The sequence below is a fragment of the Melghiribacillus thermohalophilus genome (genome assembly GCF_004342905.1).
GTDB lineage: Bacteria > Bacillota > Bacilli > Bacillales > Alkalibacillaceae > Melghiribacillus > Melghiribacillus thermohalophilus.
In genome coordinates this window covers 19,898-31,944 of the sequence record NZ_SMAN01000002.1, presented here as the reverse complement: position 1 = coordinate 31,944, position 12,047 = coordinate 19,898, and the positions used below count along the sequence as shown (strand labels likewise).

Genomic DNA, 12,047 nt, shown 5'->3' with positions numbered 1-12,047 from the left:
AACGATGATCGAATAGGACATCACACCCTTTTAAAACGTATAAAAAGTTTTACACATCAAACGTTTTCTCTGCCCGGGCTTTTCTATCGAACACATACATTCTACTCTTTCATGATTAATTTTAACGGATTATACCTGTAACGCTGATCATAAATTTGTCAAACATATTGAGAATATATGATAAAAATATGAATCCTGATAATTAATCTTATTCCGATTGATACAGAAAAAGATTTTGATCCGATCATGAAGATTTCATATGTTAAAATGAAATAAATTCTTCGCTCAGCTCTTTGAAAGAAGAGACTGTACCCTCAGGAGGATATCGATGTACTGGTCTAACAATAGTGACAGCCCGCCTTTTGTGGCCTTTTCATCTTCCCATTGGATTATGCTTGCCTTATTCTTTTTCGGTATTTTCTTACTTGTTAAAGGTTCAATTTTGATACAAACTCATCCACCGCTTGAACATTCATTAAGAGGCTTTTTCTTTATACTGCTCCTTGGATCTGAAATCAGTTATCAAGTATGGACTGCTGCGAATGGGGTATGGAACCCGGCAGACCATCTTCCCCTGCACCTTTGCGGAATCGCTTCAATCGTGGCGGCTACCGCCCTCCTGACCAATTATGAAAAACTGATTCAAATTGCTTTTTTTATCGGACTCACACCGGCAATGCTGGCTTTAATCACTCCGGAATTACCCTATGATTTCCCTCATTTTCGTTTTTTTAAATTTTTCATTCATCATATGATCATTTCCTGGGCCAGTTTGTTTCTTGTATTAACCAGACCCGTATCCATACGCTTCAGAGTGGTTTTGGAAGTCTTTATTGTTTTAAATCTGTATGCCCTTTTGATTTATCCTCTTAATCGGCTCTGGAATGCCAATTATTTATATTTAAACAAAAGACCAGAAGCGGCCACACTCCTGGATTTTTTCGGGGACGGGATCAATTACTTGATCAGTCTGGAAGTTACAGCATTATTTGTATTCATCATTCAATGGTTGTGGTATGCCTATGGATTAAACAAATACCGGAGTAATAAAAAATAGAACAGCTGCAATGACTGCCGCAATCAGAGCAGGTTTTAATTTATATTTCGCGTATTGAATCGTATTTAAATCAAGAATCCCTGCTGTGGTATTGGTATCATCGCTTAAAGGGGAGGCGAATGCACCAAATGTTCCGCTGGCGAACACAGCGCCAATGACAAAGGCCAGATCGCTTCCTGCAGCCTGAGCCAGTGAAACACCTACAGGCATTAAGATCCCCCATGTACCCCATGCTGATCCGATGAAATAAGACAGACCACATCCAACAACGAATAGAAGCCCGCCGACGAATGCAGGAGGAATCCAGGATAGAGCAGAAGAAATCGTATCAGCAAACTTCAGTTCTTCAGATCCGATACTCAGGGCCCAGACGAGTGTTAACAGGACGATGACCCCCATCATTTCATTTCCGCCTTCTATCAAATATTTCATCATGACCTTTAACTTATGGAATCGAAGGAGGTATATCAAAAACCATACAATCGTGATCAGCAGCCCTAATACCATGGCATCCAGCACATTGGCTTCAAGAAAAACCTCCAGCCCCTTAACCCCGCTTTCTCCTCCCAAAAAATACATAAAGAAAAAGGTAAAAAAGATCACACTAATCAGGGGAAAAATTAAATTCATCGGTTTTTCAGGAAATTCTTCCGCAACTGCAGGATGACAGTCCTCCCAGCCGTCTTCTTCCTCTCCTGGATGATTCTCTTCCTTTACGCTTATATCTTTTCCCCGCTTATGAAAAACAGCATAATATATTCCGGTCAAGATCATGGCAAAGGCAAAAAAATTGTAAGGAATACTGTTTAAAAATAAACTATAGGCATCACCCTGTATTCCCGACTGATGCAACGACAGCTCAATGATCGATGTCATATACCCTACAAATGCGGTTGCAACCGGAATGAGGACAATCAAAGGGGAGGCGGTTGTTTCAATCACAAATCCAAGTTCCTGTTTTGTCATCTTAATTTTACTTTTTAAAGCTTTTAAAATAGGCGTAATGGTGACAATACGAAAACTGGGAGCAGCAAACGTACCTAAAGCTGAAATCCAGGTAAGCAAAAGGGCGCTTCGTTTTGTTTTCATTTTTTCGGAGGCTTTGCTGACAAATCCTTTTATGCCCCCCGCCATCTTCATCAGGCCAACAAGGGCTGAAAACGCATATAAAAAGATGATGATTTTCAGGTTATTTGGATCACTTAAACTTTCAACCATGTATCTCAACATGGCCGTTAGTCCATCAAGCCAGTGAAGCTCGGCCAGATAACCGGATGCCAGCACTCCTAAAAACAGACTTGGAACTACCTGTTTTGTTATAACCGCTACCAAAATCACGATGAAAAAGGGAAGAATTGATAACCACTCCATAAACTCTATCCTTTCTGTCAGTTCTGATGTTAGGATGTGAAAATCCATAGGAACTATACACCGAGAGATGACAGGATAAGAAAGGGAGCGCAAGAAGGGGAATTATGGAAGGGCAATTCGGCCAGGCAACAGGGAGCCGAGACACCATTCCAGAGGAATACAAACGGCAAACCGACTCAAAACTGGCAAGATACTAACCATTCCTGAGTCACGGGGAGGAGCCTGAAGCTTACGCGAGCCTCCAGGAATACACTCATGAAACCCATTATGAACATTTTCGTATTTACCTATAAACCAAATGGAAACTGGGGGGCAGATAAGTGTTTGGCAACGTTCCCAGATGCATAGAATGTGATAAAGAAATCAAAGGGGGAGATGTTGTTTTCATCAAGATGCGGTTTCCCGAACATAAAGGGATGACCGAAATAAAATCATATTTAAAACATGCGGGAAGTTTCATATGTGAAAATTGCTTCCCGCAAAAAGCGCAATCAGATGCCCCTGACCATTCAAAAACGTGACCGACACCCCATAGAAAGTTGTCACCACAAAATGGGGCTGTCTCAAAAGAATTCATCCATTCTTCTGAGACAGCCCCATTTAAAAGGCCAAAAATGTTACTTGAACAGCAGAAAAAATTGCTTGCGGCGTATATTCCGATTTTCCTGAAAATGTTTTTCACAAACCCAGTATAAAAAATTTTTTTCTTCATCTGCCAGTTTTCGTTTTAATTTTGACTCAAATTCTGATTTCAGCTGCCGATAGGTGCTCATCAAACCCGCCCCTTTTCCAAGACTCCAATTATTATTATACATGAAATCCAGTCAATTGTTTACCTTTTTAAAAAATTCAAGCATTTATGACTACACAGGTTTACTAGTATCTGGAAAATGTATGCTGACATAGGTTTTTCGTCCGTATCCATATGTAGGCAGCATCTCCCATGTAGCGGATGCCCCGGTTAGCACCTGGCACTGGCACCATCCGGAGCACCTTTTCATTACACGGTTTCTTTTATGGATCGTGCAAAGGGAGTCTGGCGTTTGATGGTGTACCGTTCACCATAAAGTTTAAGGGTTACCTCGCTCCCTTCAATCAGTTCAATCTTTAGTTCATCGTTTGTCACGGTGATTTTCATATTGCTGTTCTGATATTGTACATGAAAAGAATAACGACTCCATCCTTCCGGAATTTTCGGTGATAAATACAATCCATCTTCCTTGATTCGCAAACCGGCAAAGCCAAATACAATGGCCATCCAGGTGCCGCCCATGTTTGCCATGTGAAGTCCGTCTTTCGTATTCCCTTTTGTATTATCTAAATCCAGTCTGGCGGTCTCGATAAAATAACGGTAAGCCTTGTCCATATCCCCCAGCCTTGCAGCCATAATGCTGAAAATACAGGTGGAAAGGGAAGAATCATGGGTTGTAATTTTCTCGTAGTAATCAAAAGAATGTTTCATCGTTTCAGGCTTTACTTCATCCTCCAGGAGAAAATGGGCCAGCACTGTGTCAGCCTGTTTACATACCTGGTAACGGTATAGGGTTAAAGGGTGATAGTGAAGCAAAAGTGGATAATGATCCTCTGGTGTACCGGCAAAGTCCCAGATGGCTTTGTCTAAAAATGTATCATCCTGCGGGTTGATGTCCCGCTCTTCATCATAAGGGAGGTACATATGGTCAGCAGCATTTTTCCAATCTTCTGCTTCCTGATCATCCAGCTGAAGCTTGCCGGCTAACCGGTCAAAAGCCTTTTGATTCCATTTTTTTAGTTCATGATAGATCATGCTTGCCCAGTATAAATTATGTTTCGCCATTACATTGGTATAATAGTTGTTGTTCACAATACATGTGTATTCATCAGGTCCGGTAACATCTTCAATCGCAAATCGGCCATCATTCCGGTAATGACCAACATCTGTCCATAATCTGGCGGTTTCAAACAGGACCTCTGCGCCATAATCAATCATAAATGGTATATCTTTTGTCGCATGAAAATACTGGATATAACTGTAGGCAATATCAGCACTGATGTGATACTGAGCCGTTCCAGCCGGGAAGAACGAGGAACACTCTGTACCGCTGATCGTTCGCCACGGATACAGCGCCCCTTTTTTATGTCCCAGCTCTCTGGCACGATTTCTGGCGTCATCCAGAATCGAGTAGCGGTAAATCAGCAATTGTTTGGCCAGTTCCGGATTCGTCATTAAAAATACCGGAACAATGTAAATTTCCGTATCCCAGAAATAGTGCCCTTCATATCCTTCACCCGAAAGCCCTTTGGCCCCCACGTTGCTATACGGGTCTCTTCCAGCAGCCTGCAAGAGATGGAACAGATTAAACCGAATGCCCTCCTGCAGGGATGAATCTCCTTCAATCTCCACGTCGCTACGCTTCCAGAAAGCCTCCATATATCTGATCTGGGCATCTTTTATATCCGAAAAAGACAGATGTTTGAATGTGTCCATTTTTTCATTTGCTGCCTGCAAAAGGTCGTTTCCATGACGCAATGTATCCACATAGATGTTTTTTTTCACCAGTTCCATTCCTTCACCCTGTTTGAGAAAACATTCATAGGTAAAAGAGACCGAATGTTCATCACTGGAGATTTCCATCCTACTGGAAGAAGGATGAATCTCATGTTCCGTCAGGCATCCAACCTGGAGGTCGGATGTTTTCGTCTCACACAGGACCATTCCTCTCTGTTGATTGACTTCGGCTTTTACTACGTTCAGGCTTTTCGCATGTCCTGCACCGACACGAGGGTCATCAGGATTGACATAATTGTAAACGTCTCCATTTACTGTTGATTCAATGGTAACCAATCCTTGAAAATTAACTGGTTCCACACGTAGGAAGATGGTGAACAATTCCCGATGTGCAAAAGAGACTAGCCGTTCAAAATACATGTTTACCTCTTTTCCCCGAGGTGAACGCCAGTGAATTTTTCTGCTAGAGTACCCCTGGTCCAGATGGAGAGACCGTTTGTAATCAAGAATTTCTCCATCACTGATTGAAAAGGCTTCCCTTTCTTCTCCAAAATATAGTTTAATCGTCTGGGCATCAATCACGTTCACCATCTTTTGCTGGGTAGAAGGAAAACCGTATTGTTTTTCGCCATACGGGATATCAATAACATCATGAAAAGCGTTCAGGTAAGTTCCTCTTATTTCTTTCAAACCGGATCCATATGTTTCTTCAAAATTGCCGCGCACACCAATATAGCCATTGCCAAGGGCATATAAACTTTCCTGAGTCCATAAATCTTTTTTCTGGAGTGTCCGGCTCGAAACCGTCCATGTCATTCTGTCTCACCTCTTTGTCTCTGTTGCTTATTCCTTGACACCGCCGCTTGTTAATCCGGATACAATTTGCCGCTGGAATAAAAGGACAATGATCAGTGTAGGGATGGTCACAATGATGGTTGCTGCTGCAACCTGTCCCCAGAGAATTTCGAATTGCGTGCGCAAAAACGAAATCGCTACCGGAACTGTATGAAACTTACTGTTGGCATTAAGTGTAATGGTCAACAAAAATTCGTTCCATGCAATGATAAATACGATAATCGCAGTGGTGAATACACCGGGCGCTGCGAGAGGGAAGACAATTTTAAACAGGGTCTGAAAAGGTGTTGCACCGTCTATTTTTGCCGATTCCTCAAGAGCCAGGGGAATCTGATTAAAGTGGGTCACCAAAATCCATACCGCCATTGGCAGGGTAATGGATGAGTACGGCAGCACCACCCAGTAACTGTTGGTCCAGCCAATGCTCAGAAATAAATCATAGATCGGACCTACGATAATCATCTGCGGAAACATCGATACCGCTAAAATCAGCCCAAGCAGCACATTTTTTCCCCGAAATTCAAAGCGGGAAATGGCGTATGCCGCAAACGTTGCGACTAAAATAATATATATGGTTGTCACCACTGAAACGATTAAACTGTTCATAATCGCATGTAACATGCCCTTTTCCGTTATAACCGAAACATAATGCTGGATCGTTGGATTCTGGGGAATAAGTCCAAAGGCGTTATCACCAAAAATTTCACCGTTGCTTTTGAAGGAGGTAATCAGCACCCAGAAAAATGGAAATACAACCACGGCCAGATAGATAAACAGGACGGTAAAAAAGGGCCACTTTTTCGCTCCATTTGGATGTTTTGATTTAGCCATGCCCTTCCCTCCTTAATTTTTTTCCATAAGGTTGGTACCAAGTACTTTCACATAAATCGTTGCAATAATCGCCACACAGATAAACATGATCATGACGATCACAGATCCATATCCGAAATTCATTTGGCCGAACATCACTTTATACGCATAGACTGACATCGTTTCCGTTGCCCCGCCTGGTCCGCCGCTCGTTAATACATAAATCAAATCAAACACCCGGAATGCGTCCAGTGTGCGGAATAACAGAGCGACAAGAATAGAAGGTTTTAGGAGCGGCAGTGTTACTTTGAAAAATTGCTGAATTTTTGATGCTCCGTCTATGGATGCTGCTTCGTATAATGTATTTGGAATGTTTTGCAAACCTGCCAGTAGGAGGATAGCCATATATGGCGTTGTTTTCCACACATCTGCAAGAATGACTGCGCTGATTCCGCCCAGACTGGTTTGCAGGAGATCCGTTGAATTTTCGATGAACCCGAGTGATTCAAAAATGGCTGCCACCACTCCGTAGTGCCCATCATATAAATAGCTCCACATCAAGGCTGCCACTGCAGTCGGAATGGCCCAGGGAATCAAAGAAGTCACTCGAATAAAGCCCTGTCCCTGAATGGCTTTATTCATGATCATTGCCATGCCGAGACCAAACACGAGTTCCAAAAATACCGAAATAATCGTAAAGGCAAGGGTCACGCCAAGTGAATATTGAAGACGATCATCTGTTAATGCCTTTGCATAGCCTTCCAGACCAATAAAATTAGACTGGACTAAACTATTTTGAATGTCATCAATAAGCAAAGGCAAATTTTCTTCCTGAACAAGTTCATATGTTTCACTTAATTCAGCAACGAGCTGATCGGCAGATTCATACACGTTTTTAACCTGATCGGTCACATCTCCGGATATTTTGATAACGCCTTCCTGACCCTCGAACTGCTGATTCAGATCATTTAGATCTGCTATCAGTTTTTCAACCTGTTGCCGATCTTCTCCATCGGTGATTTCAGGCATGCTCTGATTTAAAAACCGCTCAATGTAAAAGGACCGTTCACTGTATAAATCTACGTTAAACTTCTCACTTAATAGCAGCTCTGATTTTGTCTGATCATTTAACCGATAATCAAAAAAGGAATAGGTAAAAGACTGGATGACCGGCCATAGTGAAAACACACCAATCAAAAATAATACAGGAACGATATACAAGAATTCCTTAAACCCCATCTTTTTCATATGGATGACCTCCTTCCCTCCGCCTGATTACATATACTCCCTTCCTGAACACTGCGATTCAGGTCAGATGTTATATGTCTGCTTCTTTGATTTCACAATGCGTATACGACACGATTCGATAAAATGGCGAAGAAATAAGGGCTCACTAACGAGCCCTTTTTTCATTCGTTCCAACATTGGTTTATTCAGCTAATGCTTCTTCAATCGCCTGAACGGCTTCTTCAAGGCCGGACCCAGAGCTTAAGTATTTATGAGCATTAATCTGAATGGTATCTGAAGTCTCAGAATAGTTAGAGGAAACTGGACGTGCAATCGTTGAATTCAATGCATTCTGGAACCCTTCAAAGCTTAGAAGGTCATTTGATCCCAGAACTTCCTCATTGTCCATAAGCGGAGTATAACCTGGCAGATATCCTCCTTCTGTGGACATGATCTTCTGTCCTTCTTCGCCGGCAAGGAAGCTTAAGAATTCCCATGCACCTTCTTTATTTTCAGAGAATTTGCTGATTCCTAGCAGCCATCCTCCTACAGCTCCTCCATTAGGAAGAGGTGCAATACCTACCTGTTCAGGAGTCACTGTTGCTTCCGTTTCAGGATTCATGATACGACCATACATGTAAGGCCAGTTTCTGGCAAATACAGCATCTCCATTTTCAAAGGCTGTATGGGTTTCACCTTCTGTAAAGGTCAGAATGTTTTCTGGTGTCCAATCCGCTGCTGTATATTCATACATGGTTTGCAAACCTTCTTCAATGTTGCTGAACTGATCAGTAAATTCAGCGAGGTTTACCGTCAGACCTTCGTATTGATTGGACTGATAAACAAAACCGTATTTCGTGTCATTTTCACCGGTATATTTTTCAGCCATCGCAGCTAAATCTTCATACGTATAATCACCAGAGATCAGTTTTTGAGCATCTTCTTCAGAAACGATATCTGAACGGAAATACAACAATCCCAGGTCAGGGAAGAAAGGCAACGTATACTGGATACCTTTGTAGTTGCCTGAAACCATGGAACCCTGGTTGAAGTCATCAGCTTTTAAACCGGCTTCATCCATCATCATATCAATTGGCTCCAGGAATCCTGCTCCTGCGAATTCACCGGCCCAGACAACGTCCATTGAGATCACATCGTATTCACTGGACTCACTGGATAAAGAGTTTAATAGCTGATCATGCATCTGAGCAGAGTCATTTGTCATTTCTACCCATTCTACCACATACTTGTCCTGACTGTTGTTGAATGCGTCAATCACTTTTTGGGTAGCAGGTGTATTGTCGTTCTGGGCAGCAAACTTAATGACTGTCTTTTCACCTGAAGCATCATTATTTGTATTCTCATCTTCTGTCTGTTCATTTTGATTGTTATTTCCATCTGTTTCATTTCCGTCGCTTTCGTCGTTGCTGTTGCAAGCAGCTAATGCCAAAACGAAAACGAGCATCATTAAGCCTAAAAGCCACTTTTTCATTTTGTTGACCTCCCTTTTGATTTTAAAAGGCTCAATTCAATTTTATTGCGTAATCGCTTACAAAGATATTAAAATTTTTATATATCTACTAAATTTTTTTGTTTGTGGGTGAGAACATGAAAAGCAAAATCAAACCTTCCATGAAAGAAAAATTTCAGCAAAACCGCATGAAAAACCTTGAAAGTGAGTACTTTCACCCTTCGTTTCTGATGGAACAGAGGCTTCTGGATGCCATCCAAAACGGGAATAGAACGAAATCATTAAATATTTTAGGAAGCATTAACCGGGATCAGCGGCCTAAACTCGCAGATCAGCCATTAAGGTCGTTAAAAAACTCCCTGATCTGCAGCTGTACCCTCTTTACCCGGGCAATTATTCAGGGAGGGGTTCAGCCGGAAAAAGCATTTACGTTAAGTGACACGTATATTCTAGAGATTGAAAGAATGGATGACTATCAAGAGCTGGAGCAACTCGAATACAGCATGCTGGATCATTTTATTCAGGTGTTAAAAGATGAAGAAAAACTGCCCTACAGCAAGACAGTCAATCGGGCAATTACGTATATCCATGATCATATTTTGCAGGATTTAAAACTCGGAGTTATTGCCAAGCAAAGTTTTGTCAGCTCCAGTTATTTGTCACATTTGTTCAGAAAGGAAGTCGGTGTCTCCATTGTCCAGTACATTAATCAAAAGCGCATTGAAGAATCCAAATATTTTTTGCTTCACACCACTTCTTCAATTTCAGAGATTTCTTCATTGTTCCGTTTTTGCAACCAGAGTTATTATACATCCCTGTTCAAAAAATATACCGGCATCACCCCAAAAGAATTCCGCGAAAAACACATCAACAACAAACAATAACAAAGGGTGACAGTCACCCGTCTGAATACACCGAAAATTGTCGTATAGGGTCAAACCAATCAGGAGGGAGCGATGATGTTGAATGAGCTGATTCACTTACTAAAGGAACACCAATTTAATCAGCCAATTGACGATGTTCAGTCGGTATCGGGGGGCAGCATCAACAAGGCCTATTACGTACGGGCTAATGACGGAGAATATTTTGTTAAAATCAATAAAGGTATCCCTTCTCATTTTTTTCGTGTAGAGGCAAAGGGGCTTAAAGAAATTGAATCTACAAGAACAATCCAGGTTCCTCATGTCCACTATTACAATGAACCTACTGATGAAGAAACAGGTATTCTCATACTGGACTGGGTGGAAGGATCAAAAACCCCATATACCGATGAAAAACTCGGTCAAAACCTGGCACAGATGCATAAAACAGGCCAGATATCATTTGGTTATGAAGAGGATACGTTTATTGGAGTACTCCCCCAGCCCAATGGATGGTATGATAGCTGGATTTCATATTACCGGGAGCGCAGACTGTATCCCCAGTATCAACTGGCCCTTGAACAGGGTCGCATGACGGGAAAACGAAAAATACAAATGGAGAAATTACTTGACCAGCTGGATCGGTGGATTCCAGAGCCCGCACGACCATCCCTTTTGCACGGTGATCTGTGGGGAGGCAACTGGGTTGTCGGCTCAGGGGGGACTCCTTACCTGATTGATCCTTCCATCCTGTACGGGGATCATGTATTCGAAATATCCTTTACCGAACTATTCGGGGGCTTTTCTCAAACATTCTACCGCGCTTATGAGGAAATCTATCCGCTCCCCGATTATTACGAAGATGTGAAACCCCTCTATCAGCTCTACTATCTCCTTGTGCATCTCAATCTGTTCGGAGAAGGATATGGAGGGTCTATTGACCGTATTCTGTCCAGGTATATCTCATAAACAATCCTTCTATGATCAAAAGGAAGAAGCTTCATTCCAAAACTAAACAGGCAATTCCCTTTCATTTAAGGGATATTGCCTGTTTAGGAACAAACATCTATTTCATTTTCCCGGTTTCTACCATTTTTCTTACCCGGGGATTCAAGGTTTTCATCATCCATTGATGATACAGTTCTTTTTTTCGTTCTTCATCCAGAAAATATTGATCACCGGCCTGTTCCTTAGCCCGTCTGGTCACCTCATATAAACTTAATGCTGCTGCCACGGAAACATTAAAACTCTGCATAAATCCATCCATGGGAATCATAAAATCCTGATCAGAAAGATCAAGTGCTTTCGCAGAAATTCCACTCTGCTCATTTCCAAACATCAGAACAGTCGGCTTTGATACATCAATCTCCTGAACGGGGACCGCATCGTGACTTAGATTGCTGGCGATAATCTGATAACCATCCCTTTTCAATTCATGAATGGCCCCTTCTATTGACCGGTGTTTCTTCAAGGTGAGCCAGCTGTCAGCACTTTTGGAAATACTTCTCGATGGATCAAACGCATGTTTGCCTGTTACAATATGCACGTTTTGAACCCCAAAAGCTTCCGCACTGCGCAAGATCGCCGCCTGATTATGCCCGTCATCCACCGCTTCAGTCAAAACGGAAACGTATTCAGTTCGTTTATTTAAAATATCGTACATGCGTCTTAATCTTTTGGGTAAAATCATTTCCCAGATATGCTGGTTATTCTCATGCAAATACCCCTTAAAAAATAGCGGTTCCAGCATCGCGAGATCCTGTTCTTCCAGATGACCCATGATGTTCACCCCCAACAGCCGTGATCATCCCTTTCCATTATTCCGATTTTTACCCGATTTGTCCATTCATTTAGTGCCACACCCCTCTCATCAGCTATGCTCGATTAGAATGAAAAAACCCTGCATGA

General features: G+C 42.0%; 10 protein-coding genes. 3 read left to right on the top strand and 7 right to left on the bottom strand.

What is annotated here, in order from left to right:
* The first annotated feature begins 328 nt into the window (after positions 1-328).
* Positions 329-1,057, top strand: coding sequence for a YwaF family protein (locus tag EDD68_RS02690; RefSeq protein ID WP_132370699.1), 729 nt, complete (start codon positions 329-331; stop codon positions 1,055-1,057).
* On the opposite strand, the gene EDD68_RS02685 is transcribed toward EDD68_RS02690, so the two are convergent.
* The 6 genes from EDD68_RS02685 to EDD68_RS02655 form a co-directional block, all read right to left on the bottom strand.
* The gene (locus EDD68_RS02685; RefSeq protein ID WP_132370698.1) at positions 1,028-2,428 is read right to left on the bottom strand and encodes a Na+/H+ antiporter NhaC family protein; all 1,401 of its coding nucleotides are present in this window, start codon (positions 2,426-2,428) and stop codon (positions 1,028-1,030) included. The two genes, EDD68_RS02690 and EDD68_RS02685, sit on opposite strands and share 30 nt — an antisense overlap.
* A 617-nt stretch (positions 2,429-3,045) precedes the next feature.
* Positions 3,046-3,201 (bottom strand): hypothetical protein, encoded by a 156-nt coding sequence (locus tag EDD68_RS02675; protein ID WP_207902529.1) that lies wholly within the window; start codon positions 3,199-3,201, stop codon positions 3,046-3,048.
* A 227-nt stretch (positions 3,202-3,428) separates the two neighbouring features.
* A complete protein-coding gene (locus tag EDD68_RS02670; protein WP_132370695.1) occupies positions 3,429-5,732 on the bottom strand; it encodes a glycoside hydrolase family 65 protein in 2,304 nt (767 codons plus the stop codon).
* Positions 5,733-5,759: 27 nt separating this feature from the next.
* Positions 5,760-6,602, bottom strand: coding sequence for a carbohydrate ABC transporter permease (locus EDD68_RS02665; protein WP_132370694.1), 843 nt, complete (start codon positions 6,600-6,602; stop codon positions 5,760-5,762).
* A gap of 12 nt (positions 6,603-6,614) precedes the next feature.
* Positions 6,615-7,829, bottom strand: a complete 1,215-nt coding sequence (locus EDD68_RS02660; RefSeq protein WP_132370693.1) for a carbohydrate ABC transporter permease — start codon at positions 7,827-7,829, stop codon at positions 6,615-6,617.
* 181 nt (positions 7,830-8,010) lie between these two features.
* A complete protein-coding gene (locus EDD68_RS02655) occupies positions 8,011-9,300 on the bottom strand; it encodes an extracellular solute-binding protein (RefSeq protein WP_132370692.1) in 1,290 nt (429 codons plus the stop codon).
* A gap of 140 nt (positions 9,301-9,440) precedes the next feature.
* Between EDD68_RS02655 and EDD68_RS02650 the strand changes: the two genes are divergently transcribed.
* Entirely contained in the window at positions 9,441-10,163 is a 723-nt protein-coding gene (locus tag EDD68_RS02650) for an AraC family transcriptional regulator (RefSeq protein WP_243646734.1), read from the top strand.
* A gap of 75 nt (positions 10,164-10,238) precedes the next feature.
* Entirely contained in the window at positions 10,239-11,108 is an 870-nt protein-coding gene (locus EDD68_RS02645; protein WP_132370690.1) for a fructosamine kinase family protein, read from the top strand.
* Positions 11,109-11,205: 97 nt separating this feature from the next.
* On the opposite strand, the gene EDD68_RS02640 is transcribed toward EDD68_RS02645, so the two are convergent.
* The gene (locus EDD68_RS02640; protein ID WP_132370874.1) at positions 11,206-11,910 is read right to left on the bottom strand and encodes a TrmH family RNA methyltransferase; all 705 of its coding nucleotides are present in this window, start codon (positions 11,908-11,910) and stop codon (positions 11,206-11,208) included.
* Between the last annotated feature and the right edge of the window lie 137 nt (positions 11,911-12,047).

Coding starts and splice junctions, on each gene's coding strand:
- EDD68_RS02690 (WP_132370699.1), top strand. CDS start 329: ATGTACTGGTCTAACAATAGTGACAGCCCGCCTTTTGTGGCCTTTTCA.
- EDD68_RS02685 (WP_132370698.1), bottom strand. CDS start 2,428: ATGGAGTGGTTATCAATTCTTCCCTTTTTCATCGTGATTTTGGTAGCG.
- EDD68_RS02675 (WP_207902529.1), bottom strand. CDS start 3,201: ATGAGCACCTATCGGCAGCTGAAATCAGAATTTGAGTCAAAATTAAAA.
- EDD68_RS02670 (WP_132370695.1), bottom strand. CDS start 5,732: ATGACATGGACGGTTTCGAGCCGGACACTCCAGAAAAAAGATTTATGG.
- EDD68_RS02665 (WP_132370694.1), bottom strand. CDS start 6,602: ATGGCTAAATCAAAACATCCAAATGGAGCGAAAAAGTGGCCCTTTTTT.
- EDD68_RS02660 (WP_132370693.1), bottom strand. CDS start 7,829: ATGAAAAAGATGGGGTTTAAGGAATTCTTGTATATCGTTCCTGTATTA.
- EDD68_RS02655 (WP_132370692.1), bottom strand. CDS start 9,300: ATGAAAAAGTGGCTTTTAGGCTTAATGATGCTCGTTTTCGTTTTGGCA.
- EDD68_RS02650 (WP_243646734.1), top strand. CDS start 9,441: ATGAAAGAAAAATTTCAGCAAAACCGCATGAAAAACCTTGAAAGTGAG.
- EDD68_RS02645 (WP_132370690.1), top strand. CDS start 10,239: ATGTTGAATGAGCTGATTCACTTACTAAAGGAACACCAATTTAATCAG.